Genomic DNA, 26,678 nt, shown 5'->3' with positions numbered 1-26,678 from the left:
TTCGGACACAAAGTGCTGCGGGGACAAGCCTGACAGGGTGTTGTCGGGCCTCTCCGTTTGTTCTTTTCAGCAGTGAGGAGTCTCATCATGGAACTGGATCCCGTGCTCCTGTCACGTATACAGTTCGGCTTTGTCGTATCCTTCCATGCCATCTTCCCGGTGTTCACCATCGGTCTGGCATCCTACGTCGCCTTGCTCCATGGCCTGTTCTACAAGACCGGTAATCCCGCCTGGGAGCGCCTGGCCGCCTTCTGGATCAAGGTATTTGCCGTGGTGTTCGGCATGGGCGTGGTCTCGGGCATCGTCATGGCTTTCCAGTTCGGTACCAACTGGAGCAACTTCAGTCAGGCAACGTCCAATTTCCTGGGCCCCATGCTCAGTTATGAGGTCATTACTGCCTTCTTCCTCGAGGCGGGCTTCCTGGGCGTGTTGTTGTTCGGGCGTGGCAAGGTTCCCGAGGGGGTGCACCTGTTCGCGGCGATCATGGTGGCCGTAGGTACCTTCATCTCAGCCTTCTGGATTCTGGCGACCAATAGCTGGATGCAGACACCTGCTGGTGTCGAGCTGCTGGATGGGCGCTTCCATGTCACCAGCTGGGTAGAGGCGATGTTCACGGCCTCCTTCCCGTATCGCTTTGCCCACATGGCGCTGGCCTCGTTCCTGACCGGTGGCTTTGTGGTGGCAGGCGTCAGCGCCTGGTATCTGTTGATCGGTCGTGATGTCGAAGCCAACCGCAAGGCACTGTCGATGTGCATGTGGTTGTTGCTGGTACTGGCACCCGTACAGGCATTTGTCGGCGATGCCCACGGCTTGAATACGCTGGAGCACCAGCCCACCAAGGTGGCGGCGATGGAGGCCAACTGGGAAACCAGCAGTAACGTTCCGCTATTGCTGTTTGCCTGGCCTGACAAGGACGCTCAGGAAAACCGTTTCGAGATAGGCATTCCGAGCCTCGCAAGCTTGATTCTGACTCACGATGTCGATGGCGTGGTGCCGGGTCTCAAGGAGGTTCCGCCTGAAGAACAGCCACCGGTGTGGCTGGTGTTCTGGTCCTTCCGTGCCATGGTTGCCATGGGCGTACTGATGATTTTCGTCGCTTTCGCGGGACTGTGGTTACGGCGCGGCGGTCGGCTCTACCAGAACCGTTGTTTCCTGCAGTTGTTGCGCCTGATGTCGATAACACCCTTTATCGCAGTACTGGGCGGCTGGTTCGTTACCGAAACAGGGCGTTCTCCGTGGCTGGTCTACGGCATGATGACTCAGGCCGAAGCCGTGACGCCGTCGTTGTCCGGTTGGATGGTGTTGGCAACGTTGATCGGTTATATCGCGGTCTATGCCGTGGTGTTCCTGACCGGCAGCTACTATCTGACCCGCGTGGTGCGAGAGGGCATGTTGGCTGAAGCTCCCCATGACGAGGTTGAGCGCCCGACGCGTCCGCTCTCTGCTGCACACACCAGCCTCGAGGCCGATGCCGGCCGTACCTTCAGGAGTTGAGACAATGGAATTGATCAACCTCACGATGATATGGGCGCTGATCATTGGTTTTGGCGTCATCATGTACGTCATCATGGATGGCTTCGATCTGGGGGTGGGAATCCTGTTTCCCTTTGCGCCTGATGAAGAAGCGCGTGATGTGATGATGAACTCTGTTGCGCCAGTCTGGGACGGCAATGAAACCTGGCTGATCCTCGGTGGCGCCGGCCTGCTGGCGGCCTTTCCGCTGGTCTATACCATCATTCTTCCGGCGTTGTACCTGGGCGTGTTTCTGATGTTGGCGGGCTTGATATTTCGGGGCATTGCCTTCGAGTTTCGCTTCAAGGCGCGCCGCAACCGTCATTGGTGGAACCGCGCCTTCTACCTCGGGTCGATGCTGGCCACATTCTGTCAGGGTGTGGTGGTAGGGGCCTATATTCAGGGCTTTCAGGTCGAGAACAATGTTTACGTTGGCGGGCCTTTTGACTGGCTATCGCCGTTCACGGTGTTCGCCGGCCTGACCATGATCGCCGGCTATGCCTTACTCGGCGCAACCTGGACGATCCTCAAGAGTGAGGGCAGCGTCCAGCAGTGGGCTTACTCCATCACTCCGAAGTTGTTGATCGCTGTACTGATCGGGTTTGGCGTGATCAGTCTCTGGACGCCATTCGTGGATGAGTATGTTCGTGAGCGCTGGTTCGGCCACTTGACGGTCTTCTGGGTTCTGCCGGCATTGGCACTGCTGTGTGCCTGGCAGATCTGGCGCTCGGTGGCGAATCGCAGTGAAGGCCAACCCTTCGTCGCTACGCTGGGTATGTTCATATTCACCTATCTTGGCCTGATCGCCAGCAAATGGCCGTATCTGGTACCGCCGGACATCACCCTCCAGGATGCGGCATCTGCTCCTGAGTCGCAGTTGTTTCTGATGCTTGGAGTGCTGTTCGTCATTCCGGTGGTGCTGGGTTATACGGCCTGGTCCTACTGGGTGTTCCGCGGCAAGGTGCGCGGAGACGGCTATCACTGACAGAACAACCAGCGGCGGCTCGCCAGCGCGCCGCTGGTTGTCTCGGCGTACTGTTGAACAGCGTCGCTGGCTGAGTCTTGCGGTGTTGTGCGGTGGTCTCGCAGGACTTGCTACCGTTGGGCAGTTGGTGTTGCTGGCGAATTTGATCGACGCCGTTATTCGAGAGGGTGGCGGCGTCGCTGTCGTCTGGCCCTGGGGCGCGGGAATAGTGACGCTGTTGGCAGTGCGAGCCTTGCTGAGTATCGGCCAGGAGCTGATGGCTCAGCGTGCCAGCCAGCGCCTGCGTCAGCGTGTGCGTGGCGAGGTGCTTGATCACCTTGCCACGCTGGGTCCGGTACGCTTGACCCAGCATCATACTGCCTCCCTGGCGCACCAATGGGTCGAGCAGGTCGAAGCGCTGGACGGCTTTGTCGCACGCTTCTGGGTGCAGATGCGACTGGTGATGCTGGTGCCGCTGGTGATATTGGTACTGGTTGCGTGGCAGGACTGGCTGGCAGCGATACTGCTGGCGCTCACTGCGCCACTGATTCCGTTGTTCATGGCGCTGGTGGGCATGGGAGCAGAAGCACTCAACCGTGAGCAGTTTGTGGCGGTGGCACGTCTCTCTGCGCATTTCGTTGACCGGGTCCGCGGGATTACCACGCTGCGGTTGTTCGGTGCCGGCCCGCGCGCCACGCTGGAAGTGGTCGCTGCTGCCGATGACTATCGTCGTCGTAGTCTGCGAACTCTGCGTCTGGCGTTTCTTTCTTCTGCGGTGCTGGAATTCTTCTCCTCGGTGGCGATCGCCGTGGTGGCGATCTATATCGGCTTCGGCCTGCTCGGAGACATTCCCTTTGGTCCTGCTCAAGATCTCACATTGTTCAGCGGTCTACTTATTCTGCTGCTGGCGCCGGAGTTCTTTCAGCCATTGCGAACGCTTTCTCAGTTCTATCACGACCGTGCCTCGGCGCTGGCCGCTGCCGAAGGGCTTTGGGCGTTGTTGAGTGAACAACCGGACGCTCAGCGCCATGCGGTTCAGCCGTTGGCAGAAGATTCCCCTCTGTTGGTGTCATTGCAGGGCGCGACCCTGGAGCATGCCGGGCGAGGTCGAGTGCTGGGCCCTCTCGATCTGGACATATTCCGAGGCGATGTATTGGCGATCAGCGGACCCTCGGGTGCCGGGAAGTCGAGCCTATTGCAGATGCTGGCGGGCTTTGTCGGTGCCGGTGATGGGCAGCGTCTGGTCGCAGAGGACATGCACTTTGCATGGATGGATCAGCGTCCGCTGCTGATTCATGGCAGTCTCGCCGACAACCTGACCCTGACCGCTCCCGATGCTGACGCAGCTCAGATGATGGAAGCACTCGAGCGAGCGGGTCTCGGTAGTCTGGTCAAGGCCCTCCCCGAAGGCCTGGCGACCTCGATTGGTGAAGGTGGTCGCGGGTTGTCCGGGGGGCAGGCCCAACGCCTTGCCCTGGCGAGGATCTTCCTCAGTGACGCGCCGCTGGTGCTGCTGGATGAGCCTACCGCCAGCCTCGACAGCGCCACTGAGCAGGTGTTGATTGCTGGCTTTCGACGGCTGGCCAGTGAAGGACGTAGCCTGGTCATCGCCACGCATCACCCGGCATTGATGGCAATGGGTAATCGGCAACTGGTGTTGGAAGCGGGCAGGGAGGTGTCATGCACGACAAACGAGTGTCCCTGAGCGATATCCGTGTCCAGTTGGCTCCGTGGGTCAGGTTGCATGCCCAGCGTCGTCGGCGTCTGTTGCTGGGCATGTTATTGATGCTGCTGACGGCTCTCTCTGCGTTGGGGCTGTTGGCCGTCTCGGGTTGGTTCATCACCGCCTCGGCATTGACCGGCGCGGTGTTGGCACTAGGCGGTACTGCAGCGTTGGATGTCTACACGCCAGGTGGAGGGATTCGCCTGTTTGCCGTCAGTCGCACGGTGTCACGCTACGTTGAGCGCCTCTACAACCATGACACCATCCTGAGGCTGTTGGCGGACTTGCGTGGGCGCATGTTTGCTGCGCTGGTCAGCATGGACGGCGAGCGGCTCGGCGGGCGACGTGCCAGTGATTGGCTCAATCGTCTTACCGCCGATATTGATACCCTCGATGCCTTGTACTTGCGATTGTTGGCACCTCCTGTGGTGGCACTACTGTTGTCGACGGCACTGGTCGGATTGGTGGCGGTGTGGATCCCTGACGCGGCCCTGTGGCTGGCGCTCGGTCTGGGGCTGGTGTGGTGCTGGCTGACATTGGGGCAGGCGCGTCTTGGCTTGACGGCCAGTCGGCATCGGGTCCAGACCCTCGAGGAGTTGCGTTCAGCAATGATGGAAACGCTACGTGGACTCGCTGAGTTGGAAGCCTATAACGCTCTGGCGCGTCGTCGTCAGCAACTGGAACGGATCGAGCAGCAACTACTGCGTGATCAGTGGCGTTTGAGCATCATCTCTACCGTTGGCAATGCGCTGGCGGCTGCCGCCATCGGGATCTGCTGGTTGAGTGTGCTCGCTGTTGCCATTGCCGCCTTTCAGGTCGGTGGCGTTTCTGCACCGGTGATGGTCATGTTGCCGCTGGCGGCCATGGCATTGAGCGAAGGGTTAACACCGTTACCGGCGGCTTTTACTCAGTTTGGCGCGACCCTGGCGGCGGCCGAGCGGCTCAATCACATCGATGTCCAGCGCTCGAACACTGGCGACGCAGACGAGCTACCTCCGGGGCCAATTGCGCTGCGGTTGTCGGCGGTTGGCCATCGTTATCCGGGCGCCATGTTTGAGGCGTTGCATGATGTCACTTTCAATCTGGCCGCTGGGCAGCGTCTGGCAGTATGCGGCGCATCCGGTGCCGGTAAATCGACACTGCTGTCGCTGATAACCGGACAGATGGCATTACAGCAGGGGCATATCCAGCTCGCGGGGCGAGATATCGGGGAGCTCTCACCTGAGTGCCAGGCTCATTCGGTGGGCTGTTTGACACAGCAGGTGGACCTGTTCGATGCCAGCATTGCCGACAATCTGCGGGTCGCTGCTCCTGATGCCAGCTCCGGTCGGCTCTGGCACGCGTTGGAAGCGGTCGCGTTGGCGGATTGGGTCGAGGCGCTGGAGGACGGCCTGGGCACCCGGCTCGGTGAAGGTGGGCGTCAGCTATCGGGTGGTCAGGCGCGGCGGGTGGCGTTGGCGCGACTATGGCTGACCAACCCCGGGCTGGTGATTCTCGATGAGCCGTTTGCCGGACTGGATGCCAGCACGGCTGATCAGGTCAGTCGAGGAATTGAGGGTTGGCTGGCCGAGCGCAGCGTCATCTACCTGGTTCATGAGCATGATCCGGTTCAGCCGCGCCCCGGTATGCAGGGGATTGGGTTGGCTCTCGAACTCGGACAACCGGCATCTGCGGCATGGCGCAAGGGCATGGAATCGGTCACCATGTAACAAAGACTCACTGGAGTGGCAGCATGGCCGATGATTTTCTAACCCGTCTTCCCAAGGTTGAACTGCATCTACATATCGAGGGGACTCTGGAGCCGGAACTGATGTTTGCGCTGGCCGAGCGCAATGGAGTGAAACTGCCTTATTCGGATATCGAGGCGGCGCGAGCCGCCTACGACTTCACCGATCTGCAGTCCTTTCTCGATCTGTACTTTCAGGGCATGAGTGTATTGCTCACCGCTCGTGATTTTCATGATCTCGCCATCGACTACTTTCGGCGTGCGGCTGCCGAGGGTGTGGTGCATGTTGAGATGCATATCGATCCCCAGGCCCATCTGGCGCGTGGCGTATCCTTCGCCACCATCATGGAGGGGCTGTTGGCTGCCTGCCGTGAGGCCCGTGATGAGTTGGACCTTTCCACGGCGATGATTCTCGCCTTCCTGCGTGACCAGCCTGCCGAGGATGCCTTGCAGGTGCTGGAGCAGGCCGGCCCCTGGTTGGAGCACTTCAGTGCAGTAGGACTGGATAGTGCCGAACAGGGTAATCCGCCGAGCAAGTTCCGAGAGGTGTTTCATCGCGCAGCTGAGCTGGGCCTGGCTCGTGTGGCTCATGCCGGGGAAGAGGGGCCACCCACCTATATTCGTGAAGCTTTGGATGAACTGGATGTGTGTCGCATCGATCATGGCGTCAGAGCCATAGAGGATGTCGAACTGCTCGAGCGGCTCGCTGATGAGAGTATCGTGCTGACGGTCTGTCCGCTGTCCAATGTGCGGCTCAAGGTCGTCGAGCATCTCGAACAGCATTCCCTGCCACGCTTGATCGATGCCGGGCTCAATATCACGCTCAATTCCGACGATCCGGCCTATTTTGGCGGCGGAATGCGTGAGAATTTCGCCGCTTGCCAGCGGGCATTCGATTGGTCGGATGAAACGTTGAGTTGGTTGGCCAGCAATGCCATCGAGGCGGCTTTCATGGACGAGCAGCGCCGTGACCTGCTGCGTGCCCGGTTGGCTGAGGCCTGACGTGGACCACCGACAGCTTGGCTTCCTCGCCGCGCTGGCCGATGAACGGCATTTCGGAAGGGCGGCCAGGGCCTGCAATGTCACCCAACCGACGCTATCGGCACGCCTCAAGCAACTTGAAGGTGAGTTGGGCACAGCGCTGATCGTGCGGGGTCGCCGCTTCGAGGGCTTTACGGCGGAGGGTGAGCGGGTGTTGGTGCATGCGCGTCGCGTACTGGCCGAGCTTGACGCATTGCGCGGTGAACTGACCTCGGATAGCCCGTTGATTGGGCGCTTCAGCCTCGGCGTGGTGCCGTCGGCACTGCCCGAGTTGGTGCCGTTGCTGATACGGTTGCGTGAGGCGTTTCCCCAGTTGTCGTTGCGGATTCGTGAACTGGCAACCTCTGCGTTGGCTCAGGGGTTGGAAGACGGTCAGCTTGATCTGGTGGTCGGGTTTCCCGATGCTCCAGCCATGGCCGACTTTGCTTGTCGCCCACTGTATCGCGAAGTACCGGTAGCGGTTGCCAATCCACGCTACTTCCAATTACCCGAGCGCCTCGCCTGGCAGCAGTTGGGCCAGTTTCCACTGGTACTGCTGACACCGGAAATGCAGCAGCGGCGCAGGCTCAATCAGCGTCTTGAGCAACATGGTGTGCGGCTGAGCCAGGTTCAGGAAGCCAGTTCCATCGCCGCGCTGCGCACCATGCTTGATGCCGGTTGCGGCATAGGAGTGCTCAGTAGAGGATGGCTGGATGTATCGTTGGGGCAGGGGCTGGTGGCGTGTCAGTTGGACGACGAAGGACAGCGAGTAGGGTTACTGTGGCGAGTTGAACAGCGCCACAGTAGACGACTCGACGCCGTTCTCGCGGCGCTGAAGCAGGGGTAAGCAGAACCTGGCAACGAGCCGTTTGAGCTATAGGCTGTCAGCTTCAAGCCGTAAGTAACCGCGGATACTGAACTTTTATCTGTGGCTCACGAGGTGGCGCTGAACAGCTTGTCGCTAACGGCTCGAAGCCCGGTGCCTACGGCTGCTGTGTCTTGTTTGCCCGCCGTGCGGCTTCGCGTTGTTGGCGCTTGGCCTGACGACGCTGCTCCATACGCTCGACTGCATCGGCGCCGAGGTGAACCTCACCACGCTCGCGAGCCAGTTGCATCTGCCGTTCCCGCTCGGCGAAGCGTGTCTTCTGCTCGTCACTCAGCCGGTCATGGCAGTGCGGGCAACACACACCCTGCTGGTACATGCCGCTGTGCTTGTCGTCTTCGGTAATCGGCATGCGGCAGGCGTGGCACTGGTCGTAGCTGCCGCGGTCGAGGTCATGATTGACCGTGACGCGGTCATCGAAGACGAAACACTCGCCTTGCCAGCGAGTCTGGTCCTTCGGTACGGATTCCAGATACTTCAGAATGCCCCCCTTGAGGTGATAGACCTCATCGAAGCCCTGTTCCTTGAGATAGGCCGTCGACTTTTCGCAGCGAATGCCTCCGGTGCAGAACATGGCAACTTTCTTGTGACGGCTCGGGTCGAGTTCGCGCTGCACATATTCCGGGAAGTCACGGAAGGCGGCTGTGTTGGGATTGATGGCGCCTTCGAAGGTGCCGACTTCAACCTCGTAGTCATTGCGGGTATCGATCAGCAGCACATCGGGATCGGTGATCAGCTCGTTCCATTGCTCGGCTTCGACGTAGGTGCCTACGGTATGGCGCGGGTCGATGCCTTCCACACCCATGGTCACGATCTCGCGCTTGAGCTTGACCTTGGTGCGCAGGAAGGGGGGCTTCTCGGTCAGGGATTCCTTGACGTCGAGGTCCGCGAGGCGTGGGTCGGCGCGCAGCCAATCGAGCAACGCATCGATCGACTCGCGGCGACCGGCAACGGTGCCATTGATACCTTCACTCGCCAGCAGCAGCGTGCCACGCACCTCGTGCCTGATCATGGCGGAAAGTAGTGGCTCACGCAGTGCCTCGTAATCGTCGAGGCTGACAAACTTGTACATCGCGCATACCACGATCTCGGGGGATGCGGACTGGAACGGAGATGATGCAGTCATCGAAACAGGGTCCTCTTGCGAGCCGGAGCGTAAATCCGGAGCAGGTGGGTTCAGGATGCCGTCGCCGAAGGCGGCGACCGTGCGCATATTATCGAATTCCGCAGGATTTTTCCTCTCCCGGGCTGCGGGATTCAAATGCATTGATAGATACTGTCTATCATCGCGTCACTGTCATCAATTGGCTGGAAGGCAGCGTGGCGTGCCAGACTGATGAGACAACGATGAGGAGTCTGCTGAATATGGTTGAGTCGCCCCCGTGTCAAGATGGGTGGACCACTGGCTATGTAGACCGCACTGGTCTGGCCTTGCGTGAACTCCAGGGACCGGTCGAGTTGCCGGTGAGTCTGGCACTCAACGACATGGCCATGGGTACGATATTGGCAACACCCGACGCCCTCGAACCGTTGGCGCTGGGGCACGCCTTCAGCGAAGGCTGGATCCAGCGACGCGACCAGGTCAGTGCCATCCAGCTATCACGCCTGCGCCATGGGTTGGCGGTACGCCTGGACGTCAGCGAGTCGCTCGCGCGCCAGGCGCAGCAGCATCGCCGTGTTGCTGCCAGCGTCTCGAGTTGTGGCGCCTGTGGTGCCAGCGATGAGGCACAGCTGTTTGCTGGACTGCACAGGCTTGGTCCGCAGCCTGCGGTCCCCTCTTCCTCGATCGTGAAGGCGGTCGAACGTCTGGCATCATTGCGTCGCCCGGGCCTGCATGTCGCTCTTGGCGTATCGGAACAGGGGGAAATGTTGTCCTGTGGCCACGATATCGGTCGTCATAATGCGCTGGATAGAGTGATTGGCCATGCATTGGATAGCGATGAATGGCCTCGCGCGCTGGTGATATCCAGTCGCTGCAGTGTTGAGCTCGTGCAGAAGACCGTGCATGCCGGTATTGCCACCCTGGTAACGCTGGCGGTGCCATCGCGGCTCGCGCTGGAAGTGGCGCGCGCTTGCGACCTTAATCTGATCTGTGCCAACCGAGGGCACCAGCTGGAATTGCTCAGCGGGCAAGCCGACTGAGATTACATGACCCCTGCGCCGGATATGACCGGTTTCCTTCCTGCACGTCAGTGCATCAATACAAGCGACAGTGCCGAGAACCGCATCACCAATGAGCATAGAAACGCTGGATACTGAATCGAATTCCACCCCATTGCAGGATGAGTCATTGACTCGCCACCCGCGTGTTTCAGCCTACGCTGGCCCGGCGGGAGGCTGGGGGGCGTTGCGCAGTGTAAGCCGGCATGTCAAACGATCTCGGGCGCCCTGGAAGAGCGTGCGTTCGCTGTTGCGGACCAACCAGGCCGAGGGATTCGATTGCCCCGGTTGCGCCTGGGGAGACTCGGAACATCGCTCGTCCTTCGAGTTTTGTGAGAATGGCGCCAAGGCCGTCGCCTGGGAGGTGACCGGCAAACGCCTGACTGCTGAATTCTTTACTCGGCATACGGTGGCAGAGTTGCTCGGCTGGGACGACTTCATGCTCGAGGACCAGGGGCGCCTGAGCGAGCCGTTGCGCTACGATCCGCAAACCGATCGCTATATTGCGGTGACCTGGCGGGAGGCCATCGCGGCTATCGCCGAGCGCCTGGCTGAGCTGGAATCTCCCGATCAGGCGCTGTTCTATACCTCTGGACGTGCCAGCAACGAAGCTGCCTATCTTTATCAGCTGTTTGTCCGTCTGTTCGGTACCAACAACTTTCCCGACTGCTCGAACATGTGTCACGAAGCCAGCGGTATTGGTATGGAGGCCAGTTTGGGTGTCGGTAAGGGCACGGTGTTGCTGGAAGATTTCGAGCACGCTGACGCGATCCTTGTCTTTGGTCAGAATCCCGGGACCAATCACCCGCGTATGCTGGGCGATCTACGTCGGGCGTCTCGCCGTGGCGCACGCATTGTCAGTTTCAATCCGTTGCGAGAGCGCGGATTGGAGCGATTTGCCGATCCTCAGGTACCGCTGGAAATGGCCACGCTGTCCAGCCAGCCGATCAGTTCGCGTTACTATCAGCCGCGCATGGGCGGTGATATGGCGGCGGTACGTGGCATAGCCAAGGCCCTGTTTGCCATGGAAGAACGGGGTGACTTTCAGCGAGCAGAGGCTTTCATTACTGCCCACACTCAAGGCATCGAGGAATGGGAAACTGTGGTTCGCTCCACCGAGTGGATGGCTATCGAATCGCAGTCGGGTCTGAGTCGTGTGCAACTGGAAGAGGCTGCCACCATCTACGCGGCGTCGCGCAATGTGATCTGCACCTGGGCAATGGGTATCACCCAGCACCTGCATGCCGTGGGTAGTGTGCGTGAAATCATCAATCTGCTGCTGTTGGGGGGCCACTTCGGGCGCCCGGGTGCGGGAGCCTGCCCGGTGCGTGGCCACTCCAATGTTCAGGGTGATCGCACCATGGGCATCGATGAGAAGGCGCCAGGCTGGTTGATCGATGCCCTCGAGGAGCGGTATGGCGTCAAGCTGCCTCGCGAACTTGGTTACAACACGGTGGAGAGTCTGGCAGCTCTGGAGCAGGGCAAGGCACAGACCTTTATTGGCCTTGGCGGCAACTTCAGTCGTGCTACGCCGGACACTGAACGGACCGAGGCAGCAATGCGCAAGCTACGGCTCAATGTGCAGATCAGCACCAAGCTCAACCGCAGTCATCTGGTGGTTGGCGCCGAGACGGAGGCCTTTATTCTGCCGTGTCTGGGGCGTAGTGAAGTCGATGCCAGTGACGAAGTGGAGCGTCAGGCGGTCAGCGTCGAAGACTCGATGTCGATGGTTCACGCCAGCGTCGGCTTCAAGGAGCCCGCCAGCCCACTATTGCGCTCGGAGCCTTGGATCGTGGCATCCATTGCCGAGGCGACTTTGTTGCGAGTCCTGCCTCAACGTGGGGAAAATGCCAATATCGATTGGATGGCGCTGGTCGCCAACTACGACCGTATCCGTGACGAGATTGCCGCGGTTATCCCCGGCTTCGACGATTTCAACCTGCGTTTGGCAAAGCCGAGAGGCTTCCACCTGAGCAATCCGGTACGAGAACTGAGGTTTCCGACCGAGAGCGGTAAGGCCTGCTTTGCTGCCGACCCGTTACCGGAAGCGATATTGCACCAGCAGATGGCGCAACGCGATGGTTGGTTGACGTTGCAGACCATGCGTAGCCACGATCAGTACAACACCACGGTATACGGATATAACGACCGTTATCGGGGAGTGTCCGGGCAGCGGCGCGTGTTGTTCATCAATCAGATTGATCTGCAACGCCTCGGGTTAGCCGATGGTGACTGGGTCGACCTGGTTGGGGAGCCCCGCAACGATGGTAGCGAACGCCGGGCTCCGAGCTTCCGGTTGGTAAAATACGACATCCCCAGTGGTTGTGTCGGTGCCTACTATCCTGAGACCAACGTGCTCGTTGCACTGGAAAGTCATGGTGCGGATACCGGGACTCCAGCCAGCAAGGCAATTCCGATCAGGCTCGAGCGCAGTAATCGGATTGTCTGACAGCCAACTTCGATCTTCGCACGGCGAGGAGAGCGTGGAGGAAGTCGTTCTTTTCGCCGTTTGTGGCCGCCCCGTCTTGCCAGCCAAACTGGATGCTCGGGAACATCATGAAAAGCCATATATGAATCAGTCGATTAACAACTGATTACATTTTTTCTATTATTACAACATCTTGAACATTGCGTTGCCGGGAGTCTGGGCTATATTCATTGATAGCCACATTCTGCCAAGTTTTTTCGTTGATAACGAAATGAACAATATACTCATCACTGATTCATTTGTTCGAAAAATTGATTCATTTGATCACAAGTGAATTGTCGATATGAATGACAGACTTATCGATTGAGTGAGGTGTCGAGTGGAAGTGGCTGGCTTTTCGGAGGGAGGCGTGGCAACTGCCCATCTCGCCCGGATAAGCCCTGGTAGCCTCTTGTTGAGGCAGCGGTGTCTACAGCTATCCAGAACACAAGGAGTGTCCAATGTTTATCTTGAAACATCGAAAGGAAAACGTCGAAGGAGTCAGCGGTTCAGGTGGCGGCGGAATCGATGTCGGTCAATTGAAGCAGGTTTTCGAAGAGGCCGCTCAGAAGTCCATGGAAGTGAGCAAGGCCAAGACCGAGGGCAACACCGAAGTCGATACCGCTCGGTCATCACGCCCGAATAATTGATGCGTTGAGCAAAGGGGCAAGGGTTACCGCATGGTGTTTCCACTCGTGCTGGTCATGAGGCGCCGGGTTGTCATTCCCGTCCGAGGATATGCGGTAGCCCGTCCAGCGATGTGACCGACACGCAGGTGTGACCTGTTGACCACGACCTGATGGCTGTACTTGTCTCGATACATATTCATTGCTATCGATCCATCGGCTCAGCATCTTCAGTGGCATTACGCCCGGCGCTAACGTCTTTTGATGACCAAGTGCAATGTTTTTTGATGACCAAGCGCAATGTCGACAAGTCATGGCTGTGATGCGGAAACAGAAAGCAGCGCGCCAGGTCACCTCATCTGTTACTCGGGACTTGTTCCCCCTCCCTGAGTCCAGCTCTGGACTTTCAGTTTCTCGCTGATTATTGAAGCGCCGCAATCATCAGCGATGTTGGAGAGGAATCAGCTCCTGACGGGCTTGCCGGAACAAGGAGAATAATGATGTCAGTACAGCCAACTGGTTTCCGTTCATCGTCCACCACGGAATGGTCTGCAAGCGTCAGGAGTAATAGTCAAAGGGGGAGCGAAGAAGTAGACGAAGGGGAAGGAGCAACCGATGTTGAACAGGCGGTAAAGGATTTCAAGAGCCAGGCCAAGGAGAACGACTGGGAAGTTCTTTCAGAAGATGATGTACTTCCACCAGTATCGCAGCTGGATCCGGAAAGGCATGATTCGACAACAATTACCTTCGACTATAATGGAAAAACGTATGCAGTCTCTTCCTATGTGGCGCCATTCAAATATTCGGTGCTGGGGAGCAAGATAACCGGCACTGAAATCAGTCATGTGGATAACAACGTCAAGATCGATGTTGCCGATTCTGAAGCCACGGACTTCATGAATGCTGAAACCACCAACGATGAAAAAACCGTCGGCGAGCTGTTTCATGACAAGATGAAGGATGAATGGGCTGATCTGGATCTGGATGATCCTCGACGCCAGTATTATGAACTTCTACAAGCCAAAACAGCATTGGTTGGTGGATTTGATTACCTTCCCTACCAAACGGAAAAAGATGCGTTTTTCTGGGATGGTGATACAACCAGTTATCTAGATAGCTCGACCATCATGGATCAGGCCAGCACCTATGGGCTGCTCAAGGAAAAGGAAATCAACGATAAGTTGGCTGAGTTGTCCGAGAATGAACAGGTTGTGGATGGCATCGATGGTTTCATGCGAGACGCCGTCAGCAAGATAAAAGACAAGAAAGGTCTGGTCAACAGCATTTACGACTCCATGAGTAGCCCCGAGTACATGGAGATGCTTGAAGGGATGGACAGTGATGCGGCCAAGGTTCGTTTCTCCAATGACCTGAAGTCACTGGACTACCTGGATAATGAAAAAGCCAGTGAGATCAGAAGCAATTTCCTGGATCAGGGCTTGATCGATGAGATCTCGAGCATCATCGAGAGTGGCGATTATTCGGATGAATCTTTGGAACTCGCCATCAATGACCAGGTGCAAACCGCATTGCAAGGAACCTGGTCCACGATTTTTGGCCTCTCCTTCTCGGACAGGGCGGTACAGAACTATCTGAAGGATGGCAGCGGCAACCTGCCGGATGATGTGAAGAAGGGCCTGGATAGCTACAAGGCCGCAGTCAAGGTTGCTACCAATGCCATCTCCGATTCCTTCAAGGCCAACGGCAGCTTTGATATCCGCGATGTGCGCTCGCGCATCTCTGAAATATTGAGGGGTAATCATGAGGGAGCCCCCAACAGCGTCAAGGTACGTAACGGCGCAGCCGCGCTACTGCAGGCCAGTATGGCCAATGGCACTCTTCCTGCGATTGCCGGCACTCTGACCGCAGCCGCGGCTATCTATACCTTGACCAAGAACCAGGGAGACACCGTTGAAGAGCGGATGGCAGCGGCTCGCCTGTTGTTGATCACCCTCGCGACATCACCAGCGATGCTGGAGGCAGGCACCGCCGGCGCTAAAGCTTTGAAGAAGCTATTCGATAAGCCAGGGATGCTGACGTCGTTAGGTTTGGATAGGGACTCGAATGAGCAACTGACGGAGTCTTATCTAGACCGATATTCAAACTCGGATGATCCAGTGCGGACCCTTGACGCGGAAGGTCATGAACTGGGATCGATGGAGGAACAGAGATCAATTATCAGCCAGAGTTCTCAATCAGATGACTCCCTCTCGTTCTTCACGGCTACTGAGGACAGCACGAGCTTTGTTACGGCTTCTCAAGGCAGCTTCGAAGATGCCATGTCAGATCCGAGTGAGCGCATTTCACAAGCCAGTTCAGATTTCACTATCAACTGGGATGTACTGGACAATGTGAGCGAAGATAGTCGAAGAACTATTCTAGCCACAGTGGATCAACGCATCGAAGGTATGGGTATTGATCCCGATAGCATGGATACCTCCGGTAAACTCCGAATTGTGGGAAGTGTACTCAATACGGTAGGCGGTCTTGCTGACGTGGCCGGGGGCGTGCTGGATCTGGCACTCGGCGCCATGTCGATCGACAAGTTGATTGGCAATCCCGATGCCCTTGATAGCGAATTTGCCGCAGCCTCGCTGCAGCTGCTGTCCGGAATCAGTATCGCGGGAGCCGCAGGCACCAACCTGGCCAGCATGATCGCCGGCGGTTCTCTGGCTACCGGGCTGGGCATTGCCTCCGGGGCTTTGGGTATTGCGGGGGTTGCGCTGGGCGGAATTGCCGCCATTGTGATGGGGGTTGTCGCCAAGCAAAAGTCGGATCAGAAAGCAGAAGAAGTACTTAACACTTTCGAGAACTGGAGCGAGCTTGGTATCACGGAGGATGATTGGGGCGACAAGCTTAACTACACCATTCATTCTCGCTACGAATATGATTCCGATTACGGCACGGATGGTTATTACGATCTTTATCCGGAGGACAAGCCTGTTTGGGAGTCGAGGCCAGAGCAATACCAGGACTTTACTGAATACGTCGATGGACATGACAATATCTCGGATGACTGGTTCTCCAATTGGGATGACGATCATGATTCTGGCATTGGAGAAAGTGGCGAAGATCCATCCGGACGGCAACGCTTTGGAGACGGCGGTAGTCCCGGGAGTTTCGGAGAGTTCAAGAAAGATGTTGATCGAGTCGATGTTGGCTCCATCGAGCTTGCCGACAACGGACGAGTCTTCTTTACCAAGGATGGAGTGAGGCAGGTTATTGATCCCTTTATCGGTGATAAGGCAAGTGATTCAACTCGTCAGAAGATCATTGAGTACTTGACCGAGCTGCATGAAATTACCCATCCCGGTGGGAAGAAGGATCATGATCTGATTTCTGAGATAACGGACCTTCACAATGAATCCGATAAATATAATGATATAGATGCCCTGAAACGTGCCTTGGATGACTCGGAGCCACCGCTCTTTGGCGTAGATGATGATAAGCCTGGGACCTTCCATGATTTCAAGAGAGATGTTGACCGTGTTGACGTAGGTTCCATCGAACTGGACTCCGGCGATAGCAGTGTCATTACTTTTGAAAAGGATGGCAAACGCTGGCAGATTGACAAGGATGATCATGGCGAGCTAAGTGAAAGCGATGCAGAGGATATCTTTGACTATCTCAAGGATTTACATATCTTGACCCATTCGGATGGGGAGCTGGATGAGCGGTTGGTAGAAAAGATAACCGACCTGCATAACGAATCTGATGATTACAACGATATTGAAGATCTGCGTGAGGAATTGGATCTGGATGTCGACCCATCCGGACTTCCAGTTTTTGGTGATGGAGGGAAACCCGGAAGCTTTGGAGAGTTCAAGGAAGATGTAGATCGCGTGGATGTTGAGTCAATTGAGCTACTGTCTGATGGTCGTGTGATTTTTGTCAAGGATGGTGTCAAGCAGGTCATCAACCCTTCCCAGGGAGACAGTGCTACGCGTGGTACTCGCGACAAGATCGTCGAGTATCTTGAAGGGTTATACGACGTGGCACACCCGCAAGGAGAGTTCAGCCAGGAACGTGCAGATATGATGAATGAGGTCTTTGGAAGGACTGATAAATATAATGACCTCGATGATATTCGTTCATATGTAGAGTCGGAGGAAGAAATTTCTTCTTTTGATGAAGAATTTATCGAAGAGAATAGAGAACATATCGATACCATCGTTGAGTATTGGGATGACTGGAATGGTAGCGACTCCATTGTCAGCATGAAAGACCTGAAAGGCATTAGTGAGGAAGATAATGACAGGTCCAGAGCGGAACGGGATGCCGCGCAATTCCTGATAGATGAATGGAAGTTCTTTGAAACGTTGGATACAGCGAAGAAGAAAGGTGGTGGAGACGATAAAGTCAGCACCAACGACCTGGATAGCTGGCTGGAGTCCGTTGGTGAAGGCGGATTCAATGATTATCGGCAGAATATGGCTGCCGATGGGTTTGGTCGCGCATTCTATGAAGAGAACAGGGATGTCATCGACCCCATGCTGGATAATTGGGATGACTGGAACGGTAGCGATGACATTGTCAGCAGGAAAGATCTGAGAAATCACGGTGGGGATGATGATCGTAGCGAGGATGAACACGCATCGGCGGAGTTCATGCTGGATAACGACGACTTCTTCGCGATGCTGGATACCTTTCAGAAGGATGACGGAGAGGACAGCAAGATCAGTACCCGTGACATCGAGGATTGGTTGAAGACCATCGGCGTTGAAAAGTCCCTGTAGGATTTCCAGCTCTATTCGCGGTGAGCGAGATCAACCGCTTTCCATGACCGAGCGGTCTCGCATGAGGCCGCTCCTGGAAATCGACAGCTTGGTTCCTTGATCGCTCTCTTCTAAGTCTGTCTGCGGTGCTGCAGTCGTCCTCCGGCCCAGGTTTCGTGCACGGCACGGTCGTCACCCAGCATCATCAGCGTGAACAGCTCCTCGGCGAGACTGGTGCAACGTGCCATGCGCCTGGCCAGCAATGGTGAGGCGTAGAGGTCGAGGACCACGAAGTCTGCATCCATACCAGGCGCGAGACGCCCGATCCGGTCATCCAGCGACAGCGATACGGCATTGCCTCGCGTCAGTGCGTGGAATCCTGCCCAGGCGGTCAGTGGTTGTCCGCGTAATTGACCAACCTGATATCCGGCCTTGAGCGTGGCCAGTCCGGAAAGGTCGGTACCGGCGCCAATATCACTGGCAAGGGTCAGGTTCAGGTTGTTGTCACGTGCAGCGCTGCGGTCGAAGAGCCCGCTGCCCAGGAACAGGTTGGAACTGGGGCAGAAGGCGATATTGGCACCGCGTTCGGCGAGACGCCCACGCATGCCGTTGTCGAGATGGATACCGTGAGCGAAGGTGCTGCGCGGCCCGACAAGGTTGGACTTTTCGTAGACCTCAAGGTAGTCACGGCTATCGGGAAACAGCTCAGCAACCCAATCCAACTCTCCGAGGTTTTCCGAGAGGTGCGTCTGCAGCCACAGGCTGGGGTCATTACGCAGCAGACCTCCGGCGGCGTCCAACTGTTCTCGAGTGGAAGTCGGAGCAAAGCGCGGCGTGACGCTGTAGCCGAGTCGCCCCGTACCATGCCAATCGCTGATCAAGCGTTCGCTATCGCGGATACCGCCCCGGGTGTCGTCGGTCAATTCCTCTGGTGCATGGCGGTCCATCAGTACCTTGCCGGCCAGCATGCACAGGTCGCGTCGGCGGGCCGCGCTGAAGAAGGCATCTACCGAGTTTGGATGGCTGGAGCAGAATACCTGGGCGGTGGTGGTGCCGACGCGCATCAATTCATCGAGAAAGGCGTCGGCCATATGCTCGGCGTGCTCACGCTGGGCGAATCGGCACTCCTCGGGAAAGGTGTACTCGTTAAGCCAGTCAAGCAGTTGGCGTCCGTAGGAAGCCATGATGTCGAGCTGTACATAATGGACATGACTATCGATGAAGCCGGGCATGACCAGCTTGTCACGCTGGTCGATCACACTCACGTCAGTAGGGAGTTGCGCGGACAGTTCCTCCCAGTTGCCGAGCGCGCGAATTCGTCCGGCTTCCCACCATAGGGCGCCGTCCTCATGGTAGACGACGCTGCCCTCATTCGGGGTGTCGCCATCACCGGGATCAGCATCAAAGCTGAGAATACGAGCACGCATTACCCAGCTGTGAGCTGTCTCCTGAATGCGAGGATCTGGCGATGTTGGTTGGGCGTTCTGTGACGCCATGTCTGAGGAGTTGCTCATCGTTGGGACTCAATGGAAAAGAGATCTGAGAGCGGCGCTATCGATGCCACGGCTCTCGCCACGTTTTGCGTGATTGCTGTTGTGGCGCGTGCAGAGCGGTTGCAGTTCGGCCACCGCAGATAGGGCAACGGCGTAGGGCGCCTTGTTGCCGCCCGAATCACCGATCGGGCAGCGCACTTCGTCAATGGCTTCGACACTGTGCCCCTCCGCCTCGAGGCGGCGACGGAAACTGGCCCACTTGCTGCGTGACCCGATCAGGCCAATGGAGGCGCAGTCACCGCGCTTGAGCGCGGCATTCACCAGCGCGAAGTCTTCGGCATGATCGTGGGTGAGCACCAGTACATGGCTATGTTCCGCCAGCTCGGCCACTGCGGCTTCAATATCCGGCATCTGGCGGCGGTGTTGGCGCGGCGTCGGTTCGGGCAAGTTGTGGAAACCATCATTACGGCTGTCGTACCAATCGAGTTGCCAGTCGAGAGGGGCCACCAGTTGTGCGATCTCCCGTCCGACATGCCCAGCGCCGAACAGCGCCAGATGTACCGCACTGCCGGGCCAGGTTTCGAGAATGACGTTGACGAAACCTCCACAGCACTGGCCGCTGCGGCCACCCAGCGAGAATGCCTCGAGTTGCATACCGGCCTTGCCGCCTGCGAGATTTTCCCGGGCCGCGGCAATCACCTGCCATTCGAAGGTGCCACCGCCCAGGGTATCGTAGACATGATCGGGCGTAATGATCATGTGCGCGCCCGGCTCTCGAGGGGTCGAGCCCTGACTGGTTACCTGAGTGGCCACCACATGCGGCAGGCCCTCACGTTGCAAACGCGCCAGTGCTTCGTACCAGCACTCGGGCTTGTGTTGACGATTCATGATCCGCTTCCCGCCGCCTCACGGGCTGCTGCAGCCGCTGCCATCACTCGTTCCGGGGTCGCCGGGGTATCGAGACGTACTGCCTGGCGGTAGTCGCTCAGACTGGCTAGCGCGTCTCGCAGTGCGCACCATACCGACATGCCGAGCATGAACGGCGGTTCACCCACTGCCTTGGAGCGGTAGATGCTGGCCATGGAGTTGGGGTGGCCTTCCATCAGCTTGACGTTGAAGGTAGCCGGAAGGTCGCCATAGGTCGGGATCTTGTAGGTCGCCGGCCCATGGGAGATCAGTTGCCCGTTGTCGTTCCATTTCAGCTCTTCACTGGTCAGCCACCCCATGCCCTGGATGAAGCCGCCTTCGACCTGGCCGATATCGATGGCCGGATTCAGCGAGTCGCCAACATCATGCAGGATATCGACACGGTCGACCTGGTACTCGCCGCTCAGGGTATCCACGGAAACCTCGGCTACTGCGGCACCGAAGGCGAAGTAATAGAAGGGGCGGCCGCTGCCGGTGGCGCGGTCATAGTGGATCAGTGGTGTAGCGTAGAAGCCTTTTTCCGACAGCGAGATACGCGATAGATAGGCGGTCTGGATCAACTCGCCCCAGGCGATGCGGGTTTCGCTCTCGCCGAAGCCTGCGATCAAGGTACCCGTTTCCATACGCATCGCTTCGCGGTCGAGATGGTAGTGCTCGGCGGCAAAATCGAACAGGCGCTGCTTGAGCTTGAGTGCTGCGTCACGCGCAGCCTGCCCATTGAGGTCGGCACCACTGGAAGCGGCGGTTGGTGAGGTGTTGGGCACCTTGTCGGTGCGCGTCGCAGTGATGCGTACCTGTTCCAGATCCAGACCCAACTCACGGCCTACCACCTGACAGATCTTGGTATGCAGACCCTGACCCATCTCGGTGCCGCCGTGATTGATCATCACGCTGCCGTCGGTGTAGACGTGAAGCAGGGCTCCGGCCTGATTGAGATGCTGAGCGGTGAAGGAGATACCGAATTTCACCGGTGTCAGTGCCAGGCCCTTGCGAATGGTCCGGTTGTTGGCGTTGAACTGGCGGATCCGTTCGCGCCGTTGCCAGTACTCGCTGGAAGTCTCGAGGTTCTCGACCAACTCATGGAGCAGCGCGATCTGGTCCACTGTCTGGGCATAGTGGGTGACATTGCGATTCTGACGATAGAAGTTGCGCTTGCGGATGGTCAGCGGGTCTTCTCCGACCTGGCGTGCAATATCCTCGACGGCGGCTTCGATCACCATCATGCCCTGGGGGCCGCCGAAGCCGCGGAAGGCGGTGTTGGACGCGGTATTGGTGCGCGCCCGATGGCCCGTGACGCGAGCGGCGCCCAGTGAGTAGGTATTGTCGGCGTGGAACATGGCGCGATCGACGATGGCGTCGGACAGATCAGGCGAGTAGCCGCAGTCGCCGATAACGGTGATATCGCCACCTTGAATCACGCCCTTCGCATCGACCCCCAACTGGTATCGATTATGGAAGGGATGGCGCTTGCCGGTAACACGCATGTCCTCGCTGCGTGGCAGGCGAATTCGGCAACTGCGCTGGGTACGACGCGCCACAATCGCCGCCAGGCACGCCCAGGGCGAGGCCTGGGTTTCCTTGCCTCCGAAGCCACCACCCATACGCCGCGTTTCAACAGTGACCGCGTGCAAGGGAATTCCCAGTACCTCAGCCACCAGCTTCTGCGTTTCGCTGGGATGCTGGTTGGACGTATGCACCATCACCCCTTCATCCTCGGTGGGATGAACCACACAGGCCTGGCCCTCGAGGTAGAAGTGCTCCTGGCCGCCGACGAATTGCTCGCCTTCAATGATATGTACCGCGTCAGTTAGCGCCTGCTGCCAGTCGCCGCTGAGTTGCTGGTGGGAGGGGCGAACCAGGTCTTTGGCTTCCGCAGCGGCGACGGGATCAAGGCTGGCCGGAGCCTCATCGATCTCGATCACCGCCTGTTTGATGGCCTGGCGCGCGGCTCGGTAGCTGTCTGCGGCAACCGCGAAGATGACCTGGCCTGCATAGAGCACTTCGCCATCGGCCATGATCGGGTCTCCGGGAAATACCGGACCGATGTCGGTATGGCCGGGAACATCGGCGACGGTAATCACGTCCACCACGCCAGGTGCCGCGCGCACTGCGGCAAGGTCGAGCCGGGTGATCCGACCATGAGCAACGGGCGACAACCCAAGCGCCAGATGCAATGCATCGGCTGGCAGCGCGAGGTCATCAATATATGCCGCGCGACCGGTGACATGTTTGATGGCACTCTCGTGGCGGGCTGGGGTACCGGAAAAGGCACTGGTTTGAGCCTCGGAGGGCTGCGGTTGCCGGGTCTGCTCGGAGGTGGTTTGCAGTGGCAGTTCAGTGAGCGTACGCATGGAGCATCACCTCCTCTGATGTGGTGGATTTCGCTGTATCTATGGACTCGTTGGCAATCAGCAGTCGCAGGCGCTCGAGCAGCGCTGCTGCAGAGTGCTGCCGGTACTCGGCGGAGCCACGCACATCGCTCATCGGCGAGAAGTCATCGGCAAGCGCCGCGCGCGCAGCGGAGAAGGCCCCTGCGTTGGGCAATTGACCTTCCAGTGCGGCTTCTGCGCCAGCCGCGCGGGCGGGAATACCGGCCATGCCACCGAAGGCGAGGTGAACGTCACGCAACAGACCGTTGTCGACTCTCCAACTGAAGGCACCCAGCACGGCGGAGATATCGTCTTCGCGACGCTTGGAGAGTTTCCACACCTTGAGTTGGCGCTCCGGGGTCGGAGACGGAATGAAGATCGCCTGCAGGCACTCGTCAGCGGCCAGTTCAGTCTGCTTGTAGGCATGAAAGAAGTCGCCCGCGTCGATATCCCGGCTGCCGGATGGGCCTACCAGGCGCAGGCGAGCATCCAGTGCCAACAGTACCGGTGGCGTATCGCCGATCGGCGAGGCATTGGCGACATTGCCGCCCAGGGTACCGCGATTACGGACCTGGGCCGATCCCAGGCGATGGAGCAGGTGAGCGAAGGTCGGATATTCGCGCTCCAGCAGTGGTTCGAGCTGGGCATAGGTCACCGCGGCGCCTATCCACCAGCCCTCGCGCCCCTGGCCGTCATCACCGGGTTGGATGTGGCGCAGTTCGTCGACGCGGGTGGTATCGATGACGCGTGAGAAGTCGGCCAACTGTTGGGTGACTTCCAGCCACAGGTCAGTACCGCCGGCAACCAGGCGTGCATCCGGGTAGCGGCTGCGCAAGTCCACCAACTGATCGAGCGTACGCGGCTGGTGGAAGGTTTCCTGATCCGAAGTGCTGGTGCCGCCGACGTCGGTCGCCAGGCACTCGGCGAGCTCTTGAGAGCCTGCATCCAGCCAGTGCGGCTGATGGCCGGGCATGTCATTCATGGCCAGGGCGGCGTCGCGAATCGGGCGGTAGCCGGTGCAGCGGCACAGATTGCCACCCAGTGCGGCTTCCAGGCGTTCCGCTGACAAAGGGGCAGGCTGCTGGCGCTGCTGTTCATGCAATGTGAACAACGACATCACGATGCCGGGCGTGCAGAAGCCACACTGGCTACCGTGACATTCGACCATCGCGGCCTGGCTGGGATGCAGTTGATCTCCATCGGCGAGACCCTCCACCGTCACCAGATGACGTCCCTGCAACTGATGTGCGGGCATGATGCAGGCATTGGCACTGTGGTAGCGCAGCTGACCATCGCCCCCGACCTCACCAACGGCCACTGTGCAGGCCCCACAATCACCCGAGGCGCAGCCCTCCTTGGTACCGGTCAGCAGCAGTTGCTCACGCAGTAATTCCAGCACACTGAGGTGGGCATCTGCGGCAACCTGCTGCGGCCGCCCATTGAGGTGGAATTCGATCATGTCAGGGTCCTGTTGTGTTTGTTGCTGATCGTTCGTTGTTATGTGGATCATGTTATGTAGATCATCTTGTTTGGATCATGTTGCTTTGATTATTGCGGATTTGATCGTCTCTAACTGAATAGTTGACCAAATGGTCAAATTCTTCAAGTCCTGTGAGTAAAATTCTGTATCCAAGCGTTGAGCGTTGTTGTGCTGCAAGGGGGGCTGACCCCCAGGCATGTGGGTAAAAGCGGGCCAGTGATTGCCTCGACGTAGCCCATCAGGCAAGCTCTGTGTCCTTTCCATTGGATTGCAGAACGGATCACACAACGGCTACACAACTGCGAGCGAGAGCCATGGCAAGAGGGTCACAGGACAGGGAGGTTTCCGCCGAGGCGCCGGAAACCGGTGGTGCAATTCGCCAGCGTAACGAGCGGGATATTCTCGAGGCTGCCGAGCGGGTGTTTTCTCGGCATGGTTATCGCGGCGCCAGCGTGCAGTTGATCGCTGAGCAAGCCGGGTTACCCAAGTCCAATGTGCTGTATTACATGGGCAGCAAGAAGGCGTTGTACGTGCGGTTGCTCGAAGGCGTAATGGCCCGCTGGAACACCATGCTTGATGACATCGACGAGGATGATGATCCTGGCGAGGTGCTCAGCGCCTTCATTCGTTCGAAGATGGAGATGTCCCGCCAGTATCCCGAGGCCTCACGGCTGTTTGCGACCGAGATTCTGCAGGGCGCTCCCTTTCTGCAGGACTACCTGCGCGGCGACCTGCGGGAATGGGTAGAAGGTCGGGCGCGAGTATTCCGTCGCTGGTCCGAGATGGGACTGATGGATCCCGTTGACCCGGTATCACTGATCTTTCTGATCTGGTCGGCGACTCAGCACTATGCAGACTTCGAGGCACAGGTGCTCGGTATCACTGGACGAGAGCGCTTGAACGATGAGGACCTCGATCGCATCACCGGCTTTCTGGTTGATGTGGTGCTCAAGGGCTGTGGCGTCAAGTCCAGCGGCGCCAGGTCAAACGGGGTTCCGCAGCGGTTGGGGTGACCGTGCGCGTTACGTTGAAGTGTCGACCTGGCGGAGCCGGCTTGAGAGCCTGCTCCGCTCCAGTTGTGCCGCTTGTCGCAGACAGAACAGCTTCTCACCATCAGGCGACAGTCCACGGTTAGGCGCTAGTGTATCTATTGCGCCGTCGCCAGCATGATCACTGCCAGCACCGCCGATACCCACATCGCCGGCTTGATCTCACCCGGCTTACCCAATGCCAGTTTGATCAGTACAAAGCTCATGAAGCCGAAGGCGATGCCGAGGGTGATCGAGTAGGTCAGCGGCATCAGGATGATGGCGAGAAAGGCCGGAAACGCATCCTCGAAACGACTCCAATCGATACGTGTCACCGGGGCCATCATGAACAGGCCTACCAATACCAGCGCTGGCGCAGTGGCAATGCTGGGCACCAGCGACAACAGCGGTGACAGGAACAGGAACGGCAGGAACAGCACCGCGATGACCACGGCGGTCAGGCCGGTGCGTCCTCCCTGGGCGACACCGGCTCCGGACTCGATAAAGGTTTGAGCCGCACTGGTGCCGAGTGGTGCAGCAATCATCGAGGCGAAGGCATCAACAGTCATCGAGCGCTTGAGGTTACGCGGGTTGCCGTTGGCATCCTTGAGGTTGGCGGATTCCGACAGTGCCATGAAGCAGGAAAGGGCGTCGAAGAAGTTGGTGAACAGCATCACAAAGATGAACGGCAGGTAGGCGACCTTCAAGGCACCGAGGATATCGACCTTCCATACTGCCGAGAAATCCGGCATCGATGCCAGCCCGTTCCAGGCCACCAACACCTCCTCGCCGCCCCACATCCGTCCCATCGGTGCAGCCATCAGTGTGGTCAGGGCGATGCCGAGGATCAGCGCCCCATTGAAGCCACGAATCACCATCACCGCGGTGGCCACCAGACCGAGGAAGAAGGTTACCAGGCTGGCGTCGAGATTGCCGAGGCTGACCAGGGTTGCCTGGCTGGCGACGATGAAGCCTGCATTCTTCAAGCCGATGAAGGTAATGAACAGGCCGATACCGCAGGTGATGGCGTAACGCAGCGAAGGAGGAATGGCGTCGATGATGGCCTCGCGGACATTGAACATGGCCAGGCAGGCAAACATCACGCCCGACCAGAACACACAGCCCAGTGCCACTTCCCAGGACAACCCTGCACCCAGTACCAGGGTATAAGTGAAAAGTGCATTCATGCCCATGCCGGGCGCCACCAGAATGGGATTCCTGGCATAGAGCCCCATGGCGAGGCTGCTCAGAAAGCTGATGACGACGGTGGCCGAGAGTGCCGCGGAGAATGGGATACCGGCGTCGGAGAGGATCGCTGGGTTGACCACGATGATATACATCCCGGCAAGAAAGGTGGCAATGCCGGCCAGCACTTCGGTCTTGACCGAGGAGCCACGGCGGCTGACGTTGAAGTAGCGGTCGAGCCAACCAGGGGCGGGAGACGGCGACTCGGCGGTCGACGCCGATGGTTGCGTCGCGTACGAGCTCTGTGTCATGGCAGGGTTCTCTTGTCGTTGTCGTTGTCATTGAACGGAATCAAAACCTGACCTTTTGGTCAGCATTCTCGAGCGTAGACAATAACGCC

17 protein-coding genes are annotated in these 26,678 nt (G+C 58.2%); 11 read left to right on the top strand and 6 right to left on the bottom strand.

Annotated elements, in window-relative coordinates; translation table 11 throughout:
- Window positions 1–87 precede the first annotated feature (87 nt).
- Genes AR456_RS10940 through AR456_RS10915 form a run of 6 tightly spaced genes read left to right on the top strand, consistent with a single transcriptional unit; the run spans window position 88 to window position 7,792 of the window.
- A complete protein-coding gene (locus AR456_RS10940; RefSeq protein WP_021817352.1) occupies window positions 88–1,494 on the top strand; it encodes a cytochrome ubiquinol oxidase subunit I in 1,407 nt (468 codons plus the stop codon).
- Between the two features lie 4 nt (window positions 1,495–1,498).
- Complete coding sequence (gene cydB, locus AR456_RS10935; protein WP_021817353.1) at window positions 1,499–2,497, top strand: cytochrome d ubiquinol oxidase subunit II; 999 nt, start codon at window positions 1,499–1,501, stop codon at window positions 2,495–2,497.
- Between the two features lie 37 nt (window positions 2,498–2,534).
- A complete protein-coding gene (gene cydD, locus AR456_RS10930) occupies window positions 2,535–4,181 on the top strand; it encodes a thiol reductant ABC exporter subunit CydD (protein ID WP_236995499.1) in 1,647 nt (548 codons plus the stop codon).
- Window positions 4,157–5,908 carry a thiol reductant ABC exporter subunit CydC gene (gene cydC, locus AR456_RS10925; protein ID WP_021817355.1) on the top strand — a complete coding sequence of 584 codons (1,752 nt, stop codon included), beginning with the start codon at window positions 4,157–4,159 and terminating at the stop codon, window positions 5,906–5,908. The genes cydD and cydC overlap by 25 nt, the downstream gene beginning before the upstream one ends.
- Window positions 5,909–5,931: 23 nt before the next feature.
- The gene (locus tag AR456_RS10920; RefSeq protein WP_021817356.1) at window positions 5,932–6,927 is read left to right on the top strand and encodes an adenosine deaminase; all 996 of its coding nucleotides are present in this window, start codon (window positions 5,932–5,934) and stop codon (window positions 6,925–6,927) included.
- Between the two features lies 1 nt (window position 6,928).
- Window positions 6,929–7,792 (top strand): LysR family transcriptional regulator, encoded by an 864-nt coding sequence (locus AR456_RS10915; protein WP_021817357.1) that lies wholly within the window; start codon window positions 6,929–6,931, stop codon window positions 7,790–7,792.
- 136 nt (window positions 7,793–7,928) lie between these two features.
- Here the strand turns inward: AR456_RS10915 and trhO are convergent, their stop codons facing one another.
- Window positions 7,929–8,954: an oxygen-dependent tRNA uridine(34) hydroxylase TrhO gene (gene trhO / locus AR456_RS10910; RefSeq protein WP_051995683.1), complete on the bottom strand. Its 1,026-nt coding sequence runs from the start codon at window positions 8,952–8,954 to the stop codon at window positions 7,929–7,931.
- Window positions 8,955–9,193: 239 nt separating this feature from the next.
- Here trhO and AR456_RS10905 point away from each other — a divergent pair, with 239 nt between their 5' ends.
- The 4 genes from AR456_RS10905 to AR456_RS10890 all read left to right on the top strand — a co-directional run bounded on the left by AR456_RS10905 (window position 9,194) and on the right by AR456_RS10890 (window position 17,817).
- Window positions 9,194–9,970: a formate dehydrogenase accessory sulfurtransferase FdhD gene (locus tag AR456_RS10905; protein ID WP_021817359.1), complete on the top strand. Its 777-nt coding sequence runs from the start codon at window positions 9,194–9,196 to the stop codon at window positions 9,968–9,970.
- 91 nt (window positions 9,971–10,061) lie between these two features.
- Window positions 10,062–12,437, top strand: a complete 2,376-nt coding sequence (locus AR456_RS10900; protein WP_031206979.1) for an FdhF/YdeP family oxidoreductase — start codon at window positions 10,062–10,064, stop codon at window positions 12,435–12,437.
- 479 nt (window positions 12,438–12,916) lie between these two features.
- On the top strand, window positions 12,917–13,105 hold the full coding sequence (locus tag AR456_RS10895; RefSeq protein ID WP_021817361.1) for a hypothetical protein: 189 nt from the start codon (window positions 12,917–12,919) through the stop codon (window positions 13,103–13,105).
- A 473-nt stretch (window positions 13,106–13,578) separates the two neighbouring features.
- Entirely contained in the window at window positions 13,579–17,817 is a 4,239-nt protein-coding gene (locus AR456_RS10890) for a DUF4190 domain-containing protein (protein ID WP_155829128.1), read from the top strand.
- Window positions 17,818–17,927: 110 nt separating this feature from the next.
- Here the strand turns inward: AR456_RS10890 and guaD are convergent, their stop codons facing one another.
- From guaD to xdhA, 4 genes are all read right to left on the bottom strand, one after another.
- Window positions 17,928–19,223, bottom strand: a complete 1,296-nt coding sequence (gene guaD / locus AR456_RS10885; RefSeq protein WP_021817363.1) for a guanine deaminase — start codon at window positions 19,221–19,223, stop codon at window positions 17,928–17,930.
- Between the two features lie 96 nt (window positions 19,224–19,319).
- Window positions 19,320–20,177 (bottom strand): xanthine dehydrogenase accessory protein XdhC, encoded by an 858-nt coding sequence (gene xdhC, locus AR456_RS10880; protein WP_021817364.1) that lies wholly within the window; start codon window positions 20,175–20,177, stop codon window positions 19,320–19,322.
- Window positions 20,174–22,567 (bottom strand): xanthine dehydrogenase molybdopterin binding subunit, encoded by a 2,394-nt coding sequence (gene xdhB / locus AR456_RS10875; protein ID WP_021817365.1) that lies wholly within the window; start codon window positions 22,565–22,567, stop codon window positions 20,174–20,176. Before xdhB ends, xdhC begins: the two co-directional genes overlap by 4 nt.
- Window positions 22,551–24,044 carry a xanthine dehydrogenase small subunit gene (xdhA, locus tag AR456_RS10870; RefSeq protein WP_021817366.1) on the bottom strand — a complete coding sequence of 498 codons (1,494 nt, stop codon included), beginning with the start codon at window positions 24,042–24,044 and terminating at the stop codon, window positions 22,551–22,553. The genes xdhB and xdhA overlap by 17 nt, the downstream gene beginning before the upstream one ends.
- 335 nt (window positions 24,045–24,379) lie before the next feature.
- Between xdhA and AR456_RS10865 the strand changes: the two genes are divergently transcribed.
- Window positions 24,380–25,078 carry a TetR/AcrR family transcriptional regulator gene (locus AR456_RS10865; protein WP_021817367.1) on the top strand — a complete coding sequence of 233 codons (699 nt, stop codon included), beginning with the start codon at window positions 24,380–24,382 and terminating at the stop codon, window positions 25,076–25,078.
- Between the two features lie 134 nt (window positions 25,079–25,212).
- Here the strand turns inward: AR456_RS10865 and AR456_RS10860 are convergent, their stop codons facing one another.
- Complete coding sequence (locus AR456_RS10860) at window positions 25,213–26,589, bottom strand: NCS2 family permease (protein ID WP_021817368.1); 1,377 nt, start codon at window positions 26,587–26,589, stop codon at window positions 25,213–25,215.
- Window positions 26,590–26,678: the final 89 nt, after the last annotated feature.

Source organism: Halomonas huangheensis, assembly GCF_001431725.1.
GTDB lineage: Bacteria > Pseudomonadota > Gammaproteobacteria > Pseudomonadales > Halomonadaceae > Halomonas > Halomonas huangheensis.
Note: the sequence above shows the minus strand (reverse complement) of the source record. Positions and strands in the feature narration are given on the sequence as shown.

What these genes read in the sequence shown, in the direction of transcription:
- AR456_RS10940 (WP_021817352.1), top strand. Translation starts at nt 88, where the DNA reads ATGGAACTGGATCCCGTGCTCCTGTCACGTATACAGTTCGGCTTTGTC.
- cydB (WP_021817353.1), top strand. Translation starts at nt 1,499, where the DNA reads ATGGAATTGATCAACCTCACGATGATATGGGCGCTGATCATTGGTTTT.
- cydC (WP_021817355.1), top strand. Translation starts at nt 4,157, where the DNA reads ATGCACGACAAACGAGTGTCCCTGAGCGATATCCGTGTCCAGTTGGCT.
- AR456_RS10920 (WP_021817356.1), top strand. Translation starts at nt 5,932, where the DNA reads ATGGCCGATGATTTTCTAACCCGTCTTCCCAAGGTTGAACTGCATCTA.
- trhO (WP_051995683.1), bottom strand. Translation starts at nt 8,954, where the DNA reads ATGACTGCATCATCTCCGTTCCAGTCCGCATCCCCCGAGATCGTGGTA.
- AR456_RS10905 (WP_021817359.1), top strand. Translation starts at nt 9,194, where the DNA reads ATGGTTGAGTCGCCCCCGTGTCAAGATGGGTGGACCACTGGCTATGTA.
- AR456_RS10900 (WP_031206979.1), top strand. Translation starts at nt 10,062, where the DNA reads ATGAGCATAGAAACGCTGGATACTGAATCGAATTCCACCCCATTGCAG.
- AR456_RS10895 (WP_021817361.1), top strand. Translation starts at nt 12,917, where the DNA reads ATGTTTATCTTGAAACATCGAAAGGAAAACGTCGAAGGAGTCAGCGGT.
- AR456_RS10890 (WP_155829128.1), top strand. Translation starts at nt 13,579, where the DNA reads ATGATGTCAGTACAGCCAACTGGTTTCCGTTCATCGTCCACCACGGAA.
- guaD (WP_021817363.1), bottom strand. Translation starts at nt 19,223, where the DNA reads ATGCGTGCTCGTATTCTCAGCTTTGATGCTGATCCCGGTGATGGCGAC.
- xdhC (WP_021817364.1), bottom strand. Translation starts at nt 20,177, where the DNA reads ATGAATCGTCAACACAAGCCCGAGTGCTGGTACGAAGCACTGGCGCGT.
- xdhB (WP_021817365.1), bottom strand. Translation starts at nt 22,567, where the DNA reads ATGCGTACGCTCACTGAACTGCCACTGCAAACCACCTCCGAGCAGACC.
- xdhA (WP_021817366.1), bottom strand. Translation starts at nt 24,044, where the DNA reads ATGATCGAATTCCACCTCAATGGGCGGCCGCAGCAGGTTGCCGCAGAT.
- AR456_RS10865 (WP_021817367.1), top strand. Translation starts at nt 24,380, where the DNA reads ATGGCAAGAGGGTCACAGGACAGGGAGGTTTCCGCCGAGGCGCCGGAA.
- AR456_RS10860 (WP_021817368.1), bottom strand. Translation starts at nt 26,589, where the DNA reads ATGACACAGAGCTCGTACGCGACGCAACCATCGGCGTCGACCGCCGAG.